Consider the following 20,207-nt stretch of genomic DNA (forward strand, 5'->3'; position numbering starts at 1 on the left):
AATTTACTCTCCTGGCCCAGGCTTTGGGGGCTTCGTACCCCGAATTAGAACAGAAGGATTCTGTCGCATTTGCGCACTGATCTTTTCAAGATTGGCAGCGATCACATCCAGTCGACGTAATAAAACCACTGCTGGAGGCACTGCTTGTTGCGAAATTTTATTAATAGCTAGTTTTCCCGCTTTCATGGTGCTTGCTATTTCATCACCGGCGTGACTTACTGAATTAGCCATGGTGTTAAATTTGCGTACCCCAGTTTTTAAGTCGGCAACGACAGCAGGAAATTCTTTGCTCACTTTCGCAGCATTATTTAAAAATATATCTGCACTTTGTAAGCTTTGGTGAATATGCTCACTATCCTTGGCAATAACATCTGTTACGGTCTTAAAATTGGCAAGTGTTTTTTTAATGTATTGCGCGTTTTCTTTATCAAATATTCTACTGACTTCAACACTCACCTTATTTACATTTTCAGACACTTCTTTAAGAACACTGTCGAGTTGGTGAAATAGCGAAGGTTTCGAAGGAATAATAGGGTAGCGATGGTTAGGGGCTTTTCTTAATGGGGTTAAATCAGATGAGCTGGCGGAAAGTCCTACATAAGTTGTGCCTGTGATTCCTTGTGAAATTAAAGTGGCACTGGTGCTGGTGGTAATGGGGGTTCCTTCTTCAATACTGAGTAAAAGTCTGACTTGCTGTGGATCTTGCTGACTAAGTTCAATGCTTTTAACAAAACCTACTTGAACACCATTAAATTTAACGACAGCTTCATTGGTTAACCCTGACACTGCTTCGTGCATAAATACTTCATAAGTGTGATATTTTTTTTGTTCAAAACCAACAGATAGCCATAGACCTGCTGCAAGCAGTCCGGCTATTAAAATCAGAACGATAATACCTACAACCGTATAATTGGTTTTTGCTTCCAAAAAACACACTCCCAAGTTTGTATTGCTTCAGTTTAAAGTTTACTGAAGTATTCAGCAATTAAAGGATGTTTATTTTTTATTAGATTATCAAGTGGCCCAATATCGAGTACTTTACCTTCACCGAGAAAGGCAATTCGATCGGTGGTTCGTTTTAATGATTCAATATCATGGCTAATCATAACAATCGTCAAGTTTAATGTATCTCTTAAAAAAAGAATAAGCTCATCAAATTGTCTCGCGCTGCGTGGATCAAGTCCTGTTGTAGGTTCGTCCAGGAATAGTAATTCAGGATCCATAGCAAGAGCCCGGGCTGCCGCAGCACGTCGTTGCATACCCCCACTTAATTCAGATGGAAATTTGCCGGCGGCTTCTTTAGGTAACCCAACTAAAGAAATTTTTAACATGGCAAGTTCTTCCATAAAATTTTTATCAAGCGTGGTAAATTCTCGCATAGGAAAAGTGATATTTTCCAACACGGTCATTGCTGAAAAAAGAGCACTATGTTGAAATAACATCCCCCAGCGTCTTCTTAGCACATTCGCCTGATGACTATCAAGCTTTGAGATATCCTGACCAAAAATTTTCAAACAACCATCTGTAGGTTTTAATAGCATGAGAAGACTGCGCAAGATAGTAGTTTTACCACTACCGCTGCCACCGATAATTGCTAAAATTTCTCCTTTTTCGACAGTAAGATTTACATCAGAATGTACCCATTGGCCGCCCAGATAGTTTTTTAATCCTGTAATTTCAATGATTGGTTCGCTCATGACTATAAATTTAACCAGCTATAGATAATGGAATAGATTGCATCAGCGATGATAATCAAAAACAAAGCTTGCACTACACTTTTGGTGGTTTGGCTACCTATTGTATCCGCCTCCACCCGAAATCCTTGAAAACAGCCTACTAATGAAATCAATAAGGCAAAGGCTGGTGCTTTATATAAGCCTAGCATTAATTGATCAAGTCCAACACTGTCCTTCAAACGCAGCATGAAATCAGAATAGCTCACATTAAGCATCCATTTTGACATATATAAAGCGCCCAGGATACTAAACACATCAGCCCAAAAAATAAGTAGAGGAAAGATAAACAACAAGGCAATTACTTTGGGCATAACCAGAAGTTCTGTTGGTGATAATCCCATGGTTTTAAGCGCATCGACTTCCTCATTAATTTTCATGCTACCGATTTGGGCAGTAAAAGCGGAGCTTGTGCGTCCGGCAACAATAATGGCAGTAATGAGAGGACCAAATTCCCGAAAAATAGCAAGACCGGATAAATAGGCAATAAAAAAATTGGCGCCATAAGTTTGTAGTTGCAATCCCATCTGATAAGCCAAAACAATACCAATCAGAAAGGCCAGTAGCCCGACGATAGGTAAAGCCTGTATACCGGCGGAATGAATATTTGAAACAATACTGGGTAATTGAAAACGTCGCCAGTAACCAAACGCTTCAAACATTTTTGAACTCAAATCGCCGATTAGGATAATAAAACCATCAAGTTGTTTTAGTTTGTGGATAGTTTCCTCACCGACACGCGCAAAAAAATTTTTTTTAGGTGGCGGTGGTGGTTTGTAATCCAGAGTATCCTTCTTCTTTTCAAGAAGATTAAACAAGGCTTGATGTTCTTCATGAAAATTAATCAGTTCAATTTTGTTGTCTCTGGTTTTCAAGGTATTAATGCAGTGCAAAAGGGCGAGGGCACCGGCACTATCAAAGTGGATAAGTTTCTCTCCATTGAAGGTGAGTTGGGTGGCTTCCGGGAGTGCTTCTTCATGAAAGCGTTTTAACAATCCATCCAAATGAAGAACGGACCAGGATCCTTCGCATTGATAGGTATTTTTTTCCTCATTAAAAATTAATTTGGCCGAAGGATTTGCCTTAATCATAATTTACTATCATCTTAAAAAATAACCTAGCATAATACGAATTTCTCTCTGTCGCAAAATACTTATATAACGTGTTTAATTTAAAACAACTACCACTCTTTTTTGGGAAATCGATCCTGGTTATTTTCGATTAAAGCATGCCATGAAAACCATTTTGGCTATCTTGATCACACTTTTTCTTGTTCAAAATGAGTCAGTAGCGACAAAGGCAATGGCGTCTATCTCCTGTGCTATATCAATGCAAGGTTCATTTGCTAAACACTATCTGTGGCGAGTAGGGCAGATTATTTTATTTGATATTTTTTATTTTGCTTCATTTAGTTTAGGACTTGCTATTCGTGAGGCTGATAATTTAAAGGCGATTGTGTTGATATTATTGGGATTTACCGTGAATTACGCTCGTCGGTTTAGATTACAAACCAGCGTGGCTCCGCTGATGATTTGGCTTTTGTGTTTTATGGCAACCATTTTACCTTTTAGTTCTTCCGCTGAGGCATGGAGTCATATTCATGGTTTAATTACAGGTTTAGTTGTTTCGGCTGTGGTGATGCTGGTCATTTTTCCAGAAAATTATCGGCGGTTGTATGTACACAACTCCAATCGTTTCTTTAGCAGTTTGGCGCAGGGTTTAAATGAAATGAGGCGCTATCTTTTACTGCCTGGTAATTCTTTGGATTTTTACCGCCTTTCTTTTGTGCGAACCAAAAAGCGTTTAAATCGTTTGCTGGATAGTAATCAGAGTATTGATCAGAGCGATCTGTTTGATGAGCAACAGGAAAATTTAATTAGCGAGCTAATGCTTTCTGAATATGCATTAGCCCAAGCTTATATCATTATGATTGATGCCTATTGCCATCTGGGCACTCACCATCATTTTTTATCCAAAGAACTCAGATTAAGAATAAGTAAAATTAATAAACAGCTTTCACAATGGTTTGCTTCAGCTAAAATGGATAAGTCTTATAAAGTCAGTGCCGAACAAATAGAAATTTCTTTCGAAAAATTGATCCAGACAGTCAGTAAAGAAAAAATAACTGCGCCTGATTTAGTAATGGCAATTTTAAACTTGAATTTAAGTTTAAGATTTATGGTTCAACAATTTAATAAACTGTTGGATTTTAGTCATGAAAATTAGAAATACCACCCGAATGGCGTTTCAAGCGGCTATAGCCATTGCCATCACAGAGCTAATTAACAGACAATTTGAGATGGATCATGGTTACTGGGCCACGCTAACAGCGATGGCGTTAACTGCACAAACCTGGGGCGAAAGTGTAAAGCGGTCGATTGAACGTGTTTTAATGACTATTTTAGGTGGAGTTTGTGGTACTTTTTTATATTTTATTCTTCCTCCCAGTGAAATTCTTACTATAACCATTCTGTTGGTTTTTATTTTTTTTACTGTCTATTTGCTTACGATTAATAATCTGATTGCTGTTTTTACCTTAACTGGTTTTGTTGTTTTTTTCTTTGCCTTGCTTGATGATTGGAATTTTCTGTTGCTAACACAGCGAATTGAGGAAACAGCCTTAGGAGCCTTAATAGCAGTATTAGTAGGTTTTTTTTTCTTACCAGTTAAAACCAACGTTACAGAAATTTTCATTGCTTACCTTGAAAAAATGGATAGAAGTATCGCTTCTATTTTTGGCACATTACCTCAAGAGCAACTCATAATTAAACAAGACTTGCTGATGGAATTTCAAAAAATACGTAAACAAGCTTTATCTATTCGTTATGAGGTTTTTTTTCATCGCATGACGATGCGAGATTTTAATAGTCTTCTCACCCAAATTTTATTCTGTACGCAGTATATTGCTAATGTAATTGAAGCTTATCAATGGTTATGTACTATTTTAAGCGAGGAGGATAAAAAAAATATTGCTATAGCCGTGCATATCACCCAGCATAATATACAAGTATTGGTAAAGCTCTTAAATAATTTCAAGTCTAATGAAATGATTTCTGCACAGCATTTGCTCGATATACTTGATAAAGCAATTACTCTCCATCCAAAACAATTTGTAGCATTAAATGATAAGGCACTTGGTTTTTATAATTTAATGTATTTTTTTGCCCGTCTTAATACACGCTTGCATGATTCTTATTCACTGTTGCTGCAACTAAGCGATTAAATCGATGGTTTCTAGACGGCATTAAATTGTGCTAAAATATATACCATTTTTATAGTGTAATTATTAGGGCATGCAAGACAACTACAATCAATTTGAAAAACGCAAACAGGATCATATTGCTCTTGCGTTAATGGAAGCGAATCAAGCCAGTGAACGGAATGCCTTCGACGAAATTTCTCTCACTCATGAAGCACTGCCTGATCTAGATTTTGCTGATATTACAATCCGTGGTGAACGGTTTGGCCAACCTGTTGAGAAACCTTTTTTAGTGAGTTCGATGACTGCTGGACATCGGGATGCGATTAATATTAATCGTAATTTGATTGCAGCCTGTGCTGAAAGTAAATGGGCTATGGGGGTGGGATCTCAGCGACGTGAATTGACAGATAGGGAAGCAGCTACAGAATGGAAAGAGTTACGTAAAGATTTTCCTGAGGTTACTTTGTTCAGTAATTTGGGTATCGCCCAAATAATTAATACGCCAATAGTTAAACTTCAGCGTTTAGCAGATGCTTTACAGGCCCAGGCATTAATTGTTCACTGCAACCCTTTACAAGAAGCAATACAGCCTGAAGGGACGCCTTCATTTAAAGGATGTTGGCGTGCGCTTACCCTTTTAGTGGATAAACTCCCAATTCCTGTCATTGTTAAGGAAACAGGTTGCGGCTTTTCACTTTCAACGCTTAAACGTTTAAATGAAATCGGAATCAGCGCGGTTGACGTCAGTGGTTTGGGTGGAACACATTGGGGAAGAATTGAAGGACATCGTGCCGCCGAAGGTAGTGTTCACCAACGTGCTGCAGTGAGCTTTCGTAATTGGGGAATTGATACGGTACAGAGTGTTAAAAATGCGGTTTCCTTGTCTCCATCTTTTGAGGTGTGGGGGTCAGGTGGTGTACGTCATGGGCTGGATGCTGCCAAGCTATTTGCATTAGGTGTAAGCACTGTAGGCTTTGCAAAACCGATGCTCGATGTGGCCTTGCAACATGCAGAAAACGTATATGCTCTGATGACAGCAATTGAATATGAATTAAAGGTTGCTATGTTTTGCACTGGTAGCCGGATACTCGCTGAACTTAAGGAGAAGGCATGCTTTTAAGCAATAAAGCCGATCAATTATTTCAGGGTTTTTCCAAGTTAACACGTGAGGAACGTTTTCAACGTTTATTAGAGCTGGGTGCTTTAACTGCTGAAGATATTCAATACCTGCAGCAGGGAGGAGTAAAAGAGACTATTCTTGCGGATAAATTAATTGAAAACGTTATTGGTTATTTTCAGCTTCCTTTAGGAGTAGCCACTAACTTTTGTATTGATGGAGAAGACTACGTTATTCCTTTAGCAGTTGAGGAAACCTCCATTATTGCCGCCCTGTCTAAAACTGCCAAATGGATAAGACAGCATGGAGAAATTAAAACCTGGGTAACCGGGGAGTGTATTCTTGGTCAAATTCAAATGGCAAAGGTTAGTGATTTTGCCAGGTTGTCCACTATTTTTAGTGAAAATAAACAATTTTTAATTGAAAAAGCCAATGAAGAAGTGGCCTCTACCATGGTTAAACGAGGTGGTGGTGTCATAGACTTGCAATTGCGCCATATCCCTCGGCATGATGGCGGGGATATGGGGGTTATTCATGTCACAATGAATACTTGTGATGCTATGGGTGCCAATATTATTAATCAGGTTCTCGAATTTTTAAAAACGCCGATAGAAAATATCACTGGTGAACAAGTTACCATGTGTATTCTATCCAATCTAAACGATGAAAAACTAACTACAGCAAAGGTAACTATTCGTAACGTCGAGCCAGAATTAGGGGAACGTCTACAAGAAGCTTCCTTATTTGCAGAAATTGATCCTTATCGGGCCGCTACTCATAATAAAGGCGTAATGAACGGAATTGATCCAGTATTAATTGCGACGGGTAATGATTGGCGAGCTGTAGAAGCAGGAATTCATGCTTATGCGACTCGCTCTGGTCACTACCAGGCTATCACGCGCTGGCGTTACCAGGAAGGATGCCTTGTTGGTGAGTTAACAGCACCAATTATCGTTGGTACTGTAGGTGGGGTTACAGCACTGCATCCTACAGCAAAACTTTGTTTACGTATGATGGGTGTTCAATCAGCCAACCATTTATCCCGTATACTGGCAGCAGTAGGTTTGGTGCAGAATTTAGGCGCTATTCGAGCCTTATGTACTGAAGGAATTATTCAAGGTCATATGAAGTTGCACATCGATAATTTGCTATTAGTAGCAGGGGCTACAGATCATGAAATGCCAGTTTTGAAAGAACGCTTGCAGCACTGGTTGATCACAAATAAACGAGTGAGTGTCAATAACGCTTATGACCTTTTAACTGAAATTAGACAAGCTCGGATAACCTCATGAAATGGCATATCCCGGCGAAAACGTTTTTAGTTGGCGAATATGCCGCTGTCGCTGGTGGTTCCGCCATCGTATTAACAACCGCTCCCTGTTTTGAATTAGCCATTGCCCATGACAGTTTAATGCACGGTATTCATCCTGAGTCGCCTGCAGGACAATGGTGGATACACCATTGTATTCCCATGCAGGGATTACACTGGCGTGATCCTTATGAAGGAAAGGGAGGGCTAGGGGCCTCCAGTGCTCAATTTATAGGTGCATACTTTGCAAGTTGCCATCTATTACATATTAAACCAAATCTTGAAGCTCTACTGGATGCTTATTACCAATTTGCCTGGAAAGGAGAAGGGTTAAGGCCAAGTGGCTATGACGTGTTGGCGCAAGTCCAAAATCGCTGTGTCTATATTAATCGTCAAAACGATAGCATGGAAACTTATGATTGGGTTTTTGAAGACGTTGCTTTTTTATTACTGCATAGTGGTCAAAAGTTGGCAACCCATTATCATCTGCAGCAAATGACCTTACCAGCTTCCATTAATGAGTTATCTGCTATTACAGAGCACGCCAAGCGAGCGTTTGAACAAGCAAACAGTCATGCGCTAGTTGAGGCAATTAATAATTACCAGCAAACGTTGATAAATTGTAATCTTGTTGCACCGCATAGTTTGCAGCATATTCAAATTTTTAGACGGCAGGAAGATGTCTTGGCCGTTAAAGGCTGTGGTGCTTTAGGCGCGGATGTTTTACTTCTGATTGTACCGAAGCGTGTGTTAAAGCCCAAAGTTAGCAGTTTAATCGCAGAAGGCTGGACGATTTTGGCGGGCAGTGATGATTTATACACAGGTCGAGCACTAATGAAAAATAAAAGACAGAAAACACTTGAAATTTTACCTTAATCCGGTATCATTCCAGCCTCTTTAGGGCCGTTAGCTCAGTCGGTAGAGCAGGAGGCTTTTAACCTCTGTGTCATAGGTTCGAATCCTATACGGCCCACCACTAAAGTAGTAATTTAATGTGGTGTGATCTAAAATTTTGTTTACCTGTAAGGGCCGTTAGCTCAGTCGGTAGAGCAGGAGGCTTTTAACCTCTGTGTCATAGGTTCGAATCCTATACGGCCCACCATTCTGGCTATGCTTTTCAAAGTCCAGACAACAGTGTAGCAATAAACCGAATTATCAAGCAGTAACCCAAATTGCGCTCGTAGCTCAGCTGGATAGAGTACTTGGCTTCGAACCAAGGTGTCGGGGGTTCGAGTCCCTCCGAGCGCGCCATTTAGGGGATCGGGCGGGTCTTCGGGTCTTCCCCAAATCCGGGGGCACTTTACTCATCCACAAAGCACTCTAACTCTTAATCTATAATTTTCAAAATTTGGGTCTTCCCCAAATCCGGGGGCACTTTACTCATCCACAAAGCACTCTAACTCTTAATCTATAATTTGGGTCTTCCCCAAATCCGGGGGCACTTTACTCATCCACAAAGCACTCTAACTCTTAATCTATAATTTTCAAAATTTCTAAACCCATAAGCCCTGCGTTGAATCAATTTCAGGGTCTTCCCCAAATCCGGGGGCACTTTACTCATCCACAAAGCACTCTAACTCTTAATCTATAATTTTCAAAATTTCTAAACCCATAAGCCCTGCGTTGAATCAATTTCATCTTTCGATGAAACCCTTCAGTTATTCCATTATTCTTAGTAAAACGAAGCATTCTAACGACTTCCTCTCTCCATTTAAATAGTGTATTTCCTAAAGTTCTAAGCGATTGAAAAGCGCTTTGCTTTAGTTCTTTAACCATTTCCAAGAATTGCGGTAATAAGCGTTTACACTCTTTTGCTGTACAATGCTTCTTAGTTAATAGTTCATGCAACTGTTGTTTAAAATCATAAATCGCAGCAATCGCGGGTTGTTGTTTCAGGTATTGGTCGCGTTTGCTTAAACGTAATGACGTTAGATTCTCTGGCTTTGTCTTCAAAGCCATGAGTGTGCCTCTTTGATACTTCATTGTGGGATCAATTTGATGAAAGGTTTGCATGCTCAGTTGGTTAATTAATCGGATGACATGAAAGCGATCAGCCACAATCTTGGCCTTAGGAAAGTGGCGTTTCACCAAAGCCCGATAGCTGCTACTTAAATCGATACACACGACACGTACACGCTCTTTGCCTTCCAATGTTTTAAAATAAGCCTCTAAATCTCGCCCTGAGCGGCCTTTAACAATATCAAAAATATTCGTACTCCTTCTATGTTTCTATTTCCCTCAACAATTATTTGCAATTAGCACTGATAATCAAATTGTTATCTTTGGTGATAGCTATTCTGACAATGGTAATACCTTCAAAAAATCCTCTAATACTTACCCTGGCCGTGCTTATTCATTAGGGCGATTTACGAATGGTCCAACCTGGTCGGAGTATTTAGCTATGAAGTTGGGTATCGATAATATGGATATTACAGCATATAGAAATTATGCTTATGGCCAAGCTCAGCTCTTGGGTAAAATAGAGCTTTTGACTCATAATGAAGAAAAAGAATGGTCCTTCACTGTTCCCGATCTGTCATCACAAATCGATGAGTATCTCAAGGATGTAAATATAAATCCCAATAATTCTTTATTCTTTGTATTTATTGGAACTAATGATGTGTTGAATTACAAACCAATTAGTAAAGAAGAAAATAAAGCTTTTATTAGCGATTTACTACATCACTTAAGTCAACAAATTAATCGTTTAAAGGAAATTGGTGCAAATAGAATTATTTTATTTAAATGGCGTGATTTAAAACATTTTCCTCTATCTAAACAATTAGCTGATGAATATCAAAATAACTATCTGAATACTTTAGATGAGATGATTGAACAATTTAATCTAGGAATATTAAATCTTTATCAAAATGATAGGATTGTCCATCTTTATGATACTTATTCCTTTGATTACAAAGTTTATTCTTCACTCAAAAAATATCAATGGAGAGGTCAGAAACTGTATCTTTATGAGAAAGAGAATGCCTGTTATCTCCATGGCGGTAATTATATAGATTATATTCATAATAAGTATTGCTCCTCTCCGTGGACTCATTGGTTTTTTGATCGGATTCATCCAACAACCTATATCGATTTTCTAATGAGTGAAGATGTTTATTTCTTTTTAGTCAAAGCAAACTTGGTATAATAATATGAGATTATCTCAAGCATTAAAACATTATGATCTAATCGTTGAAAATGGCCCTCTAGGTACACGTCTCAAGTATGACTATGGCCATACTGGCAATGATTTTTCTAAAGATAGTCAGAGTAGAAAAATATTAACTGAGTTATATAAAGGCGATATAGCTATCGCACGCGAATATAATACTCCCATTATTATAAACGCCGCGACCTTTCGAACTAGCCGTAATCATCTTGCCACCAATGGTCTTATAGATTTTGAGCAGGTAAAAAAAATTAATTTAAATAATCTTCAAGTTATAATTGATTTGAAGAAAGAGGTGGAAAGCGACGTAACTGTGATTCTTGGTGCGCCACTGGGCTCCATGTTTGATGCTTATAGTGTGGAAAATAAACCAAGTATTGAAGAAGCTTACAATTACCATAAGGAACAAATCAATCTTTTTAAAAGTATGCCAGTTGATTTTATCAATATAGTTACTCTACCCACTCTCTCAGAGGCGACAGGGATAGCCCGAGCATGTGATGAATCAGGAATGGAGTATACAATTGGATTTATTTTGGGGAACAATGGAAAATTATTAGATGGTACTACTCTTAATGAGGCTATTACAGAAATAGATAGTAGAACTAATCATAAGCCTCTCGGTTATTTAGTTACCTGCACACACTCATCAGTTATTGAACTATTAGACAGCAATTCCAAAAATATAAATAGATTAATCGGATTGCAAGCAAACGGCTCTTGTTTGTCACCCACTGAGCTAGCAAAATTAAACAAGCCAGTTGCGGATGAGCCAGAACAATTCTCCCAGGAACTAAAGGAATTAAAGGACAAGTTGAACTTAAAAAAACTTGGTGGGTGTTGTGGTACCACCAAAGAGCATCTCTCCCAAATTATACAGGTTTCTCAATATGAGAATCGTTTTGTGCTTTCGTAAGAGGTAAATATTATGTCGAATACCTGTATCTTAGTATTAGGAGCAAATCAATTTCAAAGAGAAAGATCTTTAATCGGTATTGAAAAAGCGATTAATGCAACGGTTATTACAGTAGCCCCGAATGCACCTTTCCATGAGAATAAATATCCTTCAAAAGTTATTCGTTCTAGTGAAACGAATCCTGATGTGCTACTCCAAGATGTGCAAAATTACTTACATAAAAGCAAAATGCATTTAATTGGTGTTATACCATTAAATGACTTTGTACTAAATTCTGGATTCGTTATTGCACAGTTTTATAAATTGCCATACAACAGCGCTGAAACAATTATAAACTGCCGATATAAAAATAAGCTTAAACAAGTTTTGGCGAATGCAAATTTACCAGTAGTTAAGAGTTATGAAATTTCATCTTTTAAAGATGCCGATGGAGTTGCCCCTCCTAAACCGAACCATCTAGTTAGCTGAAATGGCCAATCGAAATTCTCTTGGAGCCATCCTATTAAGCCCTTTATGTGGGGCAAAATTATTATAATCCTCAAACCAAATCGGTAAGTTTTTCATTAATGATTCAGCATTCATAGGATCATAAAAAGCGATATAATCGCGTTTAAAAGTTTTTACAAAGGCTTCTGCCATGCCATTGCTTTCTGGGCTATAAGCAGGAGTTGTGCAAACATCAAACCCCAGCTCTCTAGCAAAGCTAACAGTTTCCCGTGCTACATAGCAAGGACCGTTATCACTTAGCCACTGAATAGTTTTTGGAAGCTGGTTTATTTTACCAAATCGATACTCAACACTTTCGAGTATTAAATCACGAATGGCAGCACCATCAATTCCAACAGTTGATGCAATATAGCTAAGAATTTCTCGGTCACAAGTATCCATAGAAAAAGCGATAAATACTCTATCTCCATTAGCACATTGAACACTAAAACTATCGGAGCACCATCGGGTATTGCTATGCAAGGTAATAATTTTTCCGTCATGTAGTCGTGTTGGTTTTTTTCCGTAGGCTGGAAGTAATAAGCCATTCTTTTTCATAATACGGTAAACTCCTTTATGGTTTACTTTATTCTTATTTTCCTGCTTTAGTTGACGATTAAGTAATGTGGTTACACGGCGATAGCCATAACTAGCTCGTTTATCAACTATTTTCTTTATATAAGGTAGCAAGAGCTCGTCTTCCTCTGGGTTGACTCGAGACGCACGAGAACAATTTTTTTCCATCTTTTTTATCCTTGTCGTTAAATGGGAACGGGAAACTTTAAGAGCATTGGCTATGGCTCTTATTCCATATCTTCCACTCCGAGCAAGGATTGTCGCGAGATCAGTTTTTTTTCGCGACTTAACTTCACTGCTTCTTTTAAAATCTCGTTTTCTAAAGTCTTTTTACCTAAGATTCTTTCTAATTGTTTAATTTGACGTTTTAACTCATTTACTTCCCTTTGTGGTACAACATCCTATTATGCTTGGTTAAAAGGTTCTGAAAGCTCACGTATACAAGAAGATAAACGTTTAGCACAAACGCTTCGGGATGAATTTTTGCAATCGCGTCAAACCTACGGCATGCCTCGATTACAACAGGCATTGCGTAAGTTGGGTAAATATCATGGGAAAAAGAGGATCAAACGCTTAATGCAGCAGGAAGGACTCAAACCTAAAGCGGCAAGGCGTTTTAAAGTGACAACAGATAGTCGCCACTCAAAGCCTGTGGCCGAAAATATTTTGGGAAGACAATTAATCCTGTTGCTATTAACACCGCTTGGGCGTTTGATATAACCTACATTCATACTGATGAGGGCTGGCTTTATCTAGCTACGGTCATGGATTTATTCAATCGAAAGATTGTCGGTTGGAGCATGGGAACTCGGTTGGTTACAAGCCTTATTGAAGGTGCTCTTATCATGGCGATTCACCGCAATAACCCACCTAATGGCGTCATTCATCATTCTGACAGAGGATCTCAATATGCAGTAATGCTGATCAATCGCTTCTCAAAAACATGGTTTTATTTGCTCCATGAGTGGCTCGGGTAACTGTTATGACAATGCAGTTATGGAAAGTTTCTATCATACTTTGAAAGTCGAAATGATTTATGGGGAACAATATAAAACTAGAAAGGAGCTCAATTAGCTCTATTCGATTACATTGAAGTGTTTTACAATCGTCAGCGCATCCATTCAATTTTAGGGTTTCAGACCCCGAATGACTTTAGGTTGGTTGCATAATGTTGGTGTCCGGTTTTTCGAGGAAAGATCAGTCGTAGCATAACCAACTTTCCGATTAAACGAATGCTCATCAAGGCCTAATACTCTAGGACAAGAACGTGTCGCTATCTTCTTATGGCGAAGCTCATAACCGTGATGATACCAGCCCTCTACAGTTGATTTCCCAAGCTTTAAATCACGGGACAAATCCTTTTGACTCACTCCTTTACTGTGATAATGAAAGATCTGTTTACGTAAACTCTCTGTCGCTCTTTGATGTTTACCTATCCCAGGAAAGCGTTGATTAAAATAACGACCGCAAGGTGGGCAATAATATTTATAAGCCTTTAAGCACAAATAGCTACGACGTAAACTAATAGACTCATGACGTATACGTCTTATAAAACTGTCTTTTTTACGTAACTTCTTATTTACCGCAATGAATACAACGAACCACCCAACGATGGCTTACCTCTATATATACCGGGTTTTCTCCACTTACTCTTTAATAGAATATCCCGGTCAATTTAGGATACAATCTTTCTTAGGCATTTTAATCTTCCTTTTGACCCTCAAATCAAAGGTTAGTCTAAACTAACTTGATTAAAAGGCCTTATTTGGGGTAGAGCCATGGAATCAGCCTGATTATGGGTGCAATAATGGATATTAAGATCATTAATCAAATTATTAAACAAGAAATACAATTACTTAATAGAACTGATTCGCCAGATATACTTGCTGAGCTTATTGATGATGAGTTTGTAGAAATTGGTAGTAGCACCGTTGTTAATGATAAAACTGAAGTAGTGCGATGGCTTGCCAGTGATGATAAATCTGAATATGTTGGAGATGCCTTTAAAGCTTATCCGCTTGCTGAGAACATCCTCATATTAACCTATATTAGTACGACGAAAGGCCCCTCAATTACTGAAAAAAGACAAACTATGCGGTCTTCAATTTGGAGATTGACAAATGGTCACTGGCGCATGGTTTTTCATCAAGGGACTCCATTAAAATAGGGAGGAAACATCTCTAGTAAAAGGCTAAGTGCCCTTATACATTTTTTTAAACAAATGGGTATCTGGATTTAACACCTTGCGGAGATCAACAATGTTTTCTCCTAACGTTTTAGACACATAAAAATGATCTTTATCCCCAAGATAAGCGGTTGCATCCAACCCCATTTTAGAGGATAGACCACGACTGTCACCCGACGGATCAAGTTTTGAGCCTAAGGCACGATTCATCACTACCAAATCACGATCGGCTTGAAAACGAGTTGCGACCGCCCATTCAATTTGATCGGGTGAATCAATATCAATATCTTCATCAACAACGGTAACTAATTTGATATCGTAGTGCATACCAAAAGCACAAGCGATAACATTTTTTGCTTGACCATACTGATTTTTTTCATTTTAATTACTATGTGGTAGCGACCCTGTCCTCCCGGAGTTAGACGTAGGTCAGTGACATTTGGAAAGATAACCTGCATTCGTTCTAAAATACTCGCTTCACGTGGCACCCCACCTAAAACGATATTTTCTGCCCCTGCAGGGTTATTGGTTTGATAGATTGGTGACTTGCGATGAGTGATACAATCAATTTGAATCACGGGAAGCATACTATAACCAGTATAATATTTGGGAAATTCACCAAAAGGGCCTTCTAAGCAGCGTACATTAGGTAAAATGCGTCCTTCGATAGAAAATTCGGCAGTTGCTGGAATCATGATATCGTTAGTATACGACTTGACCACTGGTAATGGTTTACCTTTTAAAGCACCTGCAATTTCAAGTTCGCATAGGTCAAGTGGTGCCATAGCTTGAGAAGAAAGTTGCACAATTGGATCATGGCCGATAGTGATCGTGATCGGCAGAGGCAAATTCTGCTCTTCTGCATAACTAAAGTAAGCAAATAAATCCTGTGGTAATATGAGTATACTTAGTTTATCCGGTGCTTGAACCTGCATACGGTGTATATCAAAATTTTGTTTTTTGGTTACTAGATTTTTAGCGTTTACACATCCAGAAGTAATAAAGGGTCCCGCATCTTTTTCATGATGAGTGACAATTGGTAATATTTTTTTGATATCAATGTCTTTATTAATAACTACTTCATGTACGGGAGCTTGATCTTGCGGCACCTCTTGCCATGGCATGGGGTGACTTACCGCATGTTGTAAACGCGATAATAATTTTTCCGGATGAATCCCTAATGCCGCTGCAACCCAACTTCGTTGTTGTAGAATTCCAGTGACCACAGGCACGGAGTGGTTAGAAGGTCTAGGGAAAAAACAAGCTTTTTTACCCTCAAATTTTTGCGCAATATGCATTAAGTCATATTTTAAATCTACATCATCGCGAATAACGCTAAGTAATTCATTGTCATCTAAATAATGTAACCAGTCCCGAAGATCGTCCATTATTATTCCTCAAAAATTATGACAGTCTAAAAAATCATAGTTTTGTTTGTTTTGCTCATCGCTTGGTTTTGTTGGGGCAGGAGAGGAAGATGGGGTTACTTTAAAAGTAGGCAAAATAACAACCTCATAACCATCATGATATTCGGCACTGACAGTGGCTATGTTGTCCATAGCGACACCTTGTTCACTTAATAATTTTTTCGGATCAGCGAGCAATGAATCTAAAAAGGTTCTATCTTTTTTAGCGCGTTCTTTTACTGCATATATTTTATCAGCTAAGTCTCTTACAGGGTCGTCCATGTTTATCTATCCTCGGATTTAGTTTTTATTAAACGGCAGCATATCATATATTTTTCTTCCCCCACAAACCAAGACCAGTGATTTCCCGCTAAGTATTGGGGAGTACGATTTATATAACTTAGCCTTACTCTGATTTTTCTGAATGATTAATCCATTGGACAAAGCGTTTCGCATGGTTGACCCATAACTCTGGATATAATAAGGTAAAATGGCCATGTGAAAAAGGTGTGCTATTCTGCAAAACCCATTTTTCATATTTAACGTGTTTCATTAAATCAGGCATGCGATAAAAATTGGGAGAATCTAAAGCATCGTCGGTGAAATCAAGAGCAAAAACCTTGGTTTTTATAGAATGTAATAAAGGCTCTGGACTATAACTGGATGAGGCTGACATAATATATATTACGTCATTGGGATCATGCTTTGCACTCTCTAACATCGCTGAATGAATGTAATTACTCGCCTCGTTGGGATTAGAAATTATACGCTGCATATGTGGGGTACCATCTACCATCATCGCTACCCATGGCCAAGCAGCCTTTAATCCGTAAGGAGTATTTTTATAATTTCCATTCTGCCAAGATGGATCATTTTTTATACTGTGAACAACAACTTGTCGCCATAATAAATTTCGTCCTTCAATTTGCTGAGGAAGACATACGATTGCCATAATGCCATCCATAAAATTAGGATATAGCTCACTCCACATCCAAGCATGCATGCAACCCATCGAAGTTCCAACAATCATCTTTAAATGAGCAATTTTTAATTTGTCAGTAACTAAATGATGTTGCAACTCAACCATGTCGTGATAATTATAATGAGGGAAGGCCATGCGTAACCCATCACTAGGTTTGCTCGAATGACCTTGGCCAATATTATCTGGAAAAATTAGAAAATATTTATTCGCATCAAAGGGTTTTTCTGGGGCTAATAGAGCCTGTTTAAAATGGATAAGCATTTCTTTTCCACTTCCACCCGTCCAATGCAAAAATAAAATCGCGTTTGTAATTTCCCCTCGTTTATTTTTGTGAGAGGTACCCATAGTAATGTAATGTATTCGTAGATTCTCCAATGTCTGATTATTTTTAAAACGATATTGAGGAATAATAAAATTATCTTCTTTATAGTTATTTTTCACATTTTTATCTAAAGCAAATCTAAGTGATTCATTCGCTTTTCCAAAAGTTTGTGGTAGCTGAAAAAATATTAAAAAACACAATAGAAGAATTCTCATAAGAAATTCCTAAATTTAAATGACAAGGGATTATGTGTATCTCAAGCGATCAACATTCACACCACTAAAATTGATAATTAAAAATCCTCAATTAATCGTTAAAACCCTAATCAATTGTAACTATCAACATTTGAAAAGGTTTTAATTTTCCTTAAGATTCCATAGAAGAATAGAACAATTTCCATTATTTAAATCAACTTAATTCTTTCTTTATGCTCTAGTTTTTAAACTTTTATTAATACTTGAAGTCTAATTCATTGCCATAAAATGGGCTTGTTATAAATATCTTATGTGAGATAATTGACTACATATCAAGGAATGATACAAGGAATGATGATGACAAAGCACCTCAATGATTTGCGTGAATATCTTAACGAACTCTCCAAAATTAACGAGGTTCAACCCATTGATCAAGAAGTGGATTTATTTCTTGAAGCAGGTGCAATAATAAGACGTAGTTATGATTTGAAAGCACCAGCACCTCTAATGTCCAATCTAAAATACAAAAATACGAAATTGAATAATGGGCTAAGGGTTTTAGGTGCATCTGCTGGAGCCAGTCGCCAGCCTAAATTATTCCTCACTCGAGTAGCAATTTCTTTAGGACTTGAACCAGATGCAACATCCCAGGAAATTATTGAGGCATTGGTAAAATTACAGTGTTCAACACCGATTAAACCGGAGATTGTTTCTACCGGGCCTTGTAAGGAAAATATTTTCCTTGGGGAAAAAGTGGATTTAGAGCAGTTACCTGCTCCTCAAATTAATCAGAATGATGGCGGTCGTTATCTCAATACCTTTGGTACTATTGTAGCTAAATCAGTTGATGGCCAATGGGTTAATTGGGGTATCGCAAGAATTATGTTGCTTGACAAGAAGCGTTGTGTGGCCAATGTGGTGCCTGGTCAGGACACACGGAAAATCCAGGAAGAATGGTTTTCTCAAGGTAAAAATATGCCTGTTGCAATTTTCCAGGGAGGCCCACCTGTCATTCCGTTTGTTTCGGGAATGGGGGTTCCTTCTGGAGTTTCTGAAAGGGATTTAATTGGTGGCTACCTTGGACACCCTCTACAATTGGTTAAATGTGAAACGGTTGATTTGGAAGTTCCGGCAACAGCAGAAATTGTGATTGAAGGAGAGTTTTCTGCCACAGAAAAGGCAATGGAAGGGCCGATGGGTGAATTTTCAGGAAGCATATGTCTTGCGTCTAAAAACTATAATCCTGTCATTAATGTATCGGCTATTTCTTACAGAAATGAAGGTATTTTGCCGGTGGTTGCTGGTGGTTACCCTATTGAGGAAAATCATTCTTGTTGGGCATTAGGTATGTCATCCAAGATATATGCTGATTTAAAAAATGCAGGATTGCCAGTCACACAATGTTTTATTCCTTTTGAAAGCGCAGTACATTGGTTAGTCATTACAGTGGATAGAAATTACATCTGGCATAAAAAAAACCGCGGAAAATATTCTATCAATACATTGATAGATGAATTTAAGAAAGTTCTATTTAAAATAAAGCCAGCCATTTGGATGACCAAAATCTTAATCATGGCTGATGACATTGATGCGAGTAATATTAATGATGTGGTATGGGCTTTTGCAACGCGTTGTCATCCTGATCAACATTTATTATTTCCTAACGAAGATTTGCCCATGCCTTTAGTTGGTTTTTTATCTGATGCAGAGAAGAAATCATTAAAGTGTCCAAAAATTATTTATAATTGTTTACGCCCAGAAACTTGGAGCAAAGAAGAAATCCCGACTCCAGCCAAATTTGAAACTAATTGGCCCAAAGACATTCAGGAAAAAGTTCTCAAAAATTGGTCTGAATACGGTTATACGGATCTACTCTGACGGTTGAATGGAAGTATTTTGGTTTTTTATTTGGAAGTCAGACTGCTTTAATGGTCTGGTAGTTATTTAATCTGACAGATGATTTTATGAAAAAAAAACGTATTATTATAGGGATAACTGGAGCATCTGGCTTAATTTATGGTGTACGTCTTCTCGAGTTATTGCGATATACAGATTATGAAACGCACCTCATTGTTTCCAAGGCAGCTCAACAAACCAGAGCTTATGAATCGACTCTTACAGCCGCTGATCTTTATAACCTTGCCGATAGATATTATTCAATCAGTGATATAGCAGCATGCATTTCGAGTGGTTCTTATCTAACAGGAGGAATGATTATTGCACCTTGCTCAATGCGCACTTTGGCTGATATTGCTTATAGCACGACATCAAATTTATTAACACGTGCAGCTGACGTCATTTTAAAAGAGCGTAGGCGGTTAGTTTTAATGGTTCGTGAAACACCTTTGCATTTGGGGCATATTGAAAACATGAAGCGGGTTACAGAAATAGGAGCAACAATTGCTCCTCCCATCCCTGCTTTTTATAACAATCCGAAAACCATCGACGATCTAGTTAATCATAGTGTAGGGCGCGTTCTTGATTTGTTTGATATTGATATCAATATCGTCCAACGTTGGGAATCAAGGAATATTAGTGTCAATTTAATTTAAATGATTAATTAAGCCCCCCTCTAATGGGCTTCATTATTCAATAAAAATGATTCTAATA

The 20,207-nt window shown here is 38.1% G+C and carries 22 protein-coding genes, 3 tRNA genes and 3 pseudogenes; 17 read left to right on the top strand and 11 right to left on the bottom strand.

What is annotated here, in order from left to right; translation table 11 throughout:
• Positions 1-3: 3 nt before the first annotated feature.
• From clem_RS02810 to clem_RS02820, 3 genes are read right to left on the bottom strand one after another with little or no spacing between them, the layout of a single operon-like run.
• On the bottom strand, positions 4-927 hold the full coding sequence (locus clem_RS02810) for an MlaD family protein (protein WP_094090225.1): 924 nt from the start codon (positions 925-927) through the stop codon (positions 4-6).
• A gap of 32 nt (positions 928-959) precedes the next feature.
• Positions 960-1,697 (bottom strand): ABC transporter ATP-binding protein, encoded by a 738-nt coding sequence (locus tag clem_RS02815; RefSeq protein ID WP_094090226.1) that lies wholly within the window; start codon positions 1,695-1,697, stop codon positions 960-962.
• 2 nt (positions 1,698-1,699) lie between these two features.
• On the bottom strand, positions 1,700-2,824 hold the full coding sequence (locus clem_RS02820) for an ABC transporter permease (protein WP_094090227.1): 1,125 nt from the start codon (positions 2,822-2,824) through the stop codon (positions 1,700-1,702).
• Positions 2,825-2,966: 142 nt separating this feature from the next.
• Between clem_RS02820 and clem_RS02825 the strand changes: the two genes are divergently transcribed.
• The 8 genes from clem_RS02825 (at position 2,967) to clem_RS02860 (ending at position 8,612) form a co-directional block, all read left to right on the top strand.
• The gene (locus clem_RS02825) at positions 2,967-3,959 is read left to right on the top strand and encodes a hypothetical protein (RefSeq protein WP_094090228.1); all 993 of its coding nucleotides are present in this window, start codon (positions 2,967-2,969) and stop codon (positions 3,957-3,959) included.
• Positions 3,949-4,956 (top strand): FUSC family protein, encoded by a 1,008-nt coding sequence (locus tag clem_RS02830; protein ID WP_094090229.1) that lies wholly within the window; start codon positions 3,949-3,951, stop codon positions 4,954-4,956. Before clem_RS02825 ends, clem_RS02830 begins: the two co-directional genes overlap by 11 nt.
• Positions 4,957-5,026: 70 nt before the next feature.
• Complete coding sequence (fni, locus tag clem_RS02835) at positions 5,027-6,055, top strand: type 2 isopentenyl-diphosphate Delta-isomerase (protein WP_094090230.1); 1,029 nt, start codon at positions 5,027-5,029, stop codon at positions 6,053-6,055.
• Positions 6,046-7,344, top strand: a complete 1,299-nt coding sequence (locus clem_RS02840) for a hydroxymethylglutaryl-CoA reductase, degradative (protein WP_094090231.1) — start codon at positions 6,046-6,048, stop codon at positions 7,342-7,344. Before fni ends, clem_RS02840 begins: the two co-directional genes overlap by 10 nt.
• Positions 7,341-8,237: a hypothetical protein gene (locus tag clem_RS02845; RefSeq protein ID WP_094090232.1), complete on the top strand. Its 897-nt coding sequence runs from the start codon at positions 7,341-7,343 to the stop codon at positions 8,235-8,237. The genes clem_RS02840 and clem_RS02845 overlap by 4 nt, the downstream gene beginning before the upstream one ends.
• Before the next feature lie 24 nt (positions 8,238-8,261).
• A tRNA-Lys gene (locus tag clem_RS02850) sits at positions 8,262-8,337 on the top strand.
• Positions 8,338-8,387: 50 nt separating this feature from the next.
• Positions 8,388-8,463, top strand: a tRNA-Lys gene (locus tag clem_RS02855).
• A gap of 72 nt (positions 8,464-8,535) precedes the next feature.
• Positions 8,536-8,612: transfer RNA gene (locus clem_RS02860), tRNA-Arg, on the top strand.
• A 196-nt stretch (positions 8,613-8,808) separates the two neighbouring features.
• On the opposite strand, the gene clem_RS15380 is transcribed toward clem_RS02860, so the two are convergent.
• The gene (locus clem_RS15380; protein ID WP_157698158.1) at positions 8,809-8,922 is read right to left on the bottom strand and encodes a transposase; all 114 of its coding nucleotides are present in this window, start codon (positions 8,920-8,922) and stop codon (positions 8,809-8,811) included.
• A pseudogene (locus tag clem_RS02865) lies at positions 8,919-9,569 on the bottom strand (ISL3 family transposase); the annotation flags it as partial. The pseudogene clem_RS02865 and the gene clem_RS15380, both read right to left, overlap by 4 nt.
• A 70-nt stretch (positions 9,570-9,639) precedes the next feature.
• Between clem_RS02865 and clem_RS02870 the strand changes: the two are divergent.
• From clem_RS02870 to clem_RS02880, 3 genes are read left to right on the top strand one after another with little or no spacing between them, the layout of a single operon-like run.
• Positions 9,640-10,509 (top strand): SGNH/GDSL hydrolase family protein, encoded by an 870-nt coding sequence (locus tag clem_RS02870; protein WP_232505593.1) that lies wholly within the window; start codon positions 9,640-9,642, stop codon positions 10,507-10,509.
• A 4-nt stretch (positions 10,510-10,513) separates the two neighbouring features.
• Positions 10,514-11,446, top strand: a complete 933-nt coding sequence (locus clem_RS02875; RefSeq protein ID WP_094090234.1) for a homocysteine S-methyltransferase family protein — start codon at positions 10,514-10,516, stop codon at positions 11,444-11,446.
• A gap of 12 nt (positions 11,447-11,458) precedes the next feature.
• A complete protein-coding gene (locus tag clem_RS02880) occupies positions 11,459-11,914 on the top strand; it encodes a hypothetical protein (RefSeq protein WP_094090235.1) in 456 nt (151 codons plus the stop codon).
• Here the strand turns inward: clem_RS02880 and clem_RS02885 are convergent.
• Positions 11,903-12,766: an IS3 family transposase gene (locus clem_RS02885; protein ID WP_157698262.1), complete on the bottom strand. Its 864-nt coding sequence runs from the start codon at positions 12,764-12,766 to the stop codon at positions 11,903-11,905. The two genes, clem_RS02880 and clem_RS02885, sit on opposite strands and share 12 nt — an antisense overlap.
• A gap of 225 nt (positions 12,767-12,991) precedes the next feature.
• On the opposite strand from clem_RS02885, the gene clem_RS02890 reads away from it, so the two are divergent.
• The 3 genes and pseudogenes from clem_RS02890 to clem_RS15385 all read left to right on the top strand — a co-directional run bounded on the left by clem_RS02890 (position 12,992) and on the right by clem_RS15385 (position 13,677).
• Positions 12,992-13,228, top strand: a complete 237-nt coding sequence (locus clem_RS02890) for an IS3 family transposase (RefSeq protein ID WP_157698159.1) — start codon at positions 12,992-12,994, stop codon at positions 13,226-13,228.
• A gap of 5 nt (positions 13,229-13,233) precedes the next feature.
• The gene (locus tag clem_RS02895; RefSeq protein WP_232505595.1) at positions 13,234-13,485 is read left to right on the top strand and encodes a DDE-type integrase/transposase/recombinase; all 252 of its coding nucleotides are present in this window, start codon (positions 13,234-13,236) and stop codon (positions 13,483-13,485) included.
• Positions 13,486-13,537: 52 nt separating this feature from the next.
• Positions 13,538-13,677 (top strand): annotated as a pseudogene (locus clem_RS15385) (IS3 family transposase).
• A gap of 30 nt (positions 13,678-13,707) precedes the next feature.
• On the opposite strand, the pseudogene clem_RS02910 reads toward clem_RS15385, so the two are convergent.
• A pseudogene (locus tag clem_RS02910) lies at positions 13,708-14,166 on the bottom strand (transposase family protein); the annotation flags it as partial.
• Positions 14,167-14,315: 149 nt separating this feature from the next.
• On the opposite strand from clem_RS02910, the gene clem_RS02915 reads away from it, so the two are divergent.
• Positions 14,316-14,675, top strand: a complete 360-nt coding sequence (locus tag clem_RS02915; protein ID WP_094092254.1) for a nuclear transport factor 2 family protein — start codon at positions 14,316-14,318, stop codon at positions 14,673-14,675.
• 24 nt (positions 14,676-14,699) lie between these two features.
• Here clem_RS02915 and clem_RS15040 read toward each other — a convergent pair whose 3' ends face one another.
• The 4 genes from clem_RS15040 to clem_RS02930 all read right to left on the bottom strand — a co-directional run bounded on the left by clem_RS15040 (position 14,700) and on the right by clem_RS02930 (position 17,618).
• Positions 14,700-15,020, bottom strand: a complete 321-nt coding sequence (locus clem_RS15040) for a UbiD family decarboxylase domain-containing protein (RefSeq protein WP_232505536.1) — start codon at positions 15,018-15,020, stop codon at positions 14,700-14,702.
• Positions 14,999-16,081: a UbiD family decarboxylase gene (locus clem_RS02920; protein WP_232505537.1), complete on the bottom strand. Its 1,083-nt coding sequence runs from the start codon at positions 16,079-16,081 to the stop codon at positions 14,999-15,001. The genes clem_RS15040 and clem_RS02920 overlap by 22 nt, the downstream gene beginning before the upstream one ends.
• 9 nt (positions 16,082-16,090) lie before the next feature.
• On the bottom strand, positions 16,091-16,381 hold the full coding sequence (locus tag clem_RS02925; protein ID WP_094090240.1) for a hypothetical protein: 291 nt from the start codon (positions 16,379-16,381) through the stop codon (positions 16,091-16,093).
• A 124-nt stretch (positions 16,382-16,505) separates the two neighbouring features.
• Complete coding sequence (locus clem_RS02930; RefSeq protein WP_094090241.1) at positions 16,506-17,618, bottom strand: alpha/beta fold hydrolase; 1,113 nt, start codon at positions 17,616-17,618, stop codon at positions 16,506-16,508.
• A 330-nt stretch (positions 17,619-17,948) separates the two neighbouring features.
• Between clem_RS02930 and clem_RS02935 the strand changes: the two genes are divergently transcribed.
• Both clem_RS02935 and clem_RS02940 read left to right on the top strand, forming a co-directional pair.
• On the top strand, positions 17,949-19,475 hold the full coding sequence (locus clem_RS02935; RefSeq protein WP_157698160.1) for a UbiD family decarboxylase: 1,527 nt from the start codon (positions 17,949-17,951) through the stop codon (positions 19,473-19,475).
• A gap of 86 nt (positions 19,476-19,561) precedes the next feature.
• Positions 19,562-20,149, top strand: a complete 588-nt coding sequence (locus tag clem_RS02940; RefSeq protein WP_094090243.1) for a UbiX family flavin prenyltransferase — start codon at positions 19,562-19,564, stop codon at positions 20,147-20,149.
• Positions 20,150-20,207 lie beyond the last annotated feature (58 nt).

Source organism: Legionella clemsonensis, from assembly GCF_002240035.1.
Lineage (GTDB): Bacteria > Pseudomonadota > Gammaproteobacteria > Legionellales > Legionellaceae > Tatlockia > Tatlockia clemsonensis.

Excerpts from the sequence above, each read along its gene's own strand:
- clem_RS02930 (WP_094090241.1), bottom strand. The coding sequence starts at position 17,618 with ATGAGAATTCTTCTATTGTGTTTTTTAATATTTTTTCAGCTACCACAA.
- clem_RS15380 (WP_157698158.1), bottom strand. The coding sequence starts at position 8,922 with ATGAGTAAAGTGCCCCCGGATTTGGGGAAGACCCTGAAATTGATTCAA.
- clem_RS02830 (WP_094090229.1), top strand. The coding sequence starts at position 3,949 with ATGAAAATTAGAAATACCACCCGAATGGCGTTTCAAGCGGCTATAGCC.
- clem_RS02920 (WP_232505537.1), bottom strand. The coding sequence starts at position 16,081 with ATGGACGATCTTCGGGACTGGTTACATTATTTAGATGACAATGAATTA.
- clem_RS02880 (WP_094090235.1), top strand. The coding sequence starts at position 11,459 with ATGTCGAATACCTGTATCTTAGTATTAGGAGCAAATCAATTTCAAAGA.
- clem_RS02825 (WP_094090228.1), top strand. The coding sequence starts at position 2,967 with ATGAAAACCATTTTGGCTATCTTGATCACACTTTTTCTTGTTCAAAAT.
- clem_RS02820 (WP_094090227.1), bottom strand. The coding sequence starts at position 2,824 with ATGATTAAGGCAAATCCTTCGGCCAAATTAATTTTTAATGAGGAAAAA.
- clem_RS02875 (WP_094090234.1), top strand. The coding sequence starts at position 10,514 with ATGAGATTATCTCAAGCATTAAAACATTATGATCTAATCGTTGAAAAT.
- clem_RS02915 (WP_094092254.1), top strand. The coding sequence starts at position 14,316 with ATGGATATTAAGATCATTAATCAAATTATTAAACAAGAAATACAATTA.
- clem_RS02815 (WP_094090226.1), bottom strand. The coding sequence starts at position 1,697 with ATGAGCGAACCAATCATTGAAATTACAGGATTAAAAAACTATCTGGGC.
- fni (WP_094090230.1), top strand. The coding sequence starts at position 5,027 with ATGCAAGACAACTACAATCAATTTGAAAAACGCAAACAGGATCATATT.
- clem_RS02840 (WP_094090231.1), top strand. The coding sequence starts at position 6,046 with ATGCTTTTAAGCAATAAAGCCGATCAATTATTTCAGGGTTTTTCCAAG.
- clem_RS02845 (WP_094090232.1), top strand. The coding sequence starts at position 7,341 with ATGAAATGGCATATCCCGGCGAAAACGTTTTTAGTTGGCGAATATGCC.
- clem_RS02940 (WP_094090243.1), top strand. The coding sequence starts at position 19,562 with ATGAAAAAAAAACGTATTATTATAGGGATAACTGGAGCATCTGGCTTA.
- clem_RS15040 (WP_232505536.1), bottom strand. The coding sequence starts at position 15,020 with ATGCACTACGATATCAAATTAGTTACCGTTGTTGATGAAGATATTGAT.
- clem_RS02935 (WP_157698160.1), top strand. The coding sequence starts at position 17,949 with ATGATGATGACAAAGCACCTCAATGATTTGCGTGAATATCTTAACGAA.
- clem_RS02925 (WP_094090240.1), bottom strand. The coding sequence starts at position 16,381 with ATGGACGACCCTGTAAGAGACTTAGCTGATAAAATATATGCAGTAAAA.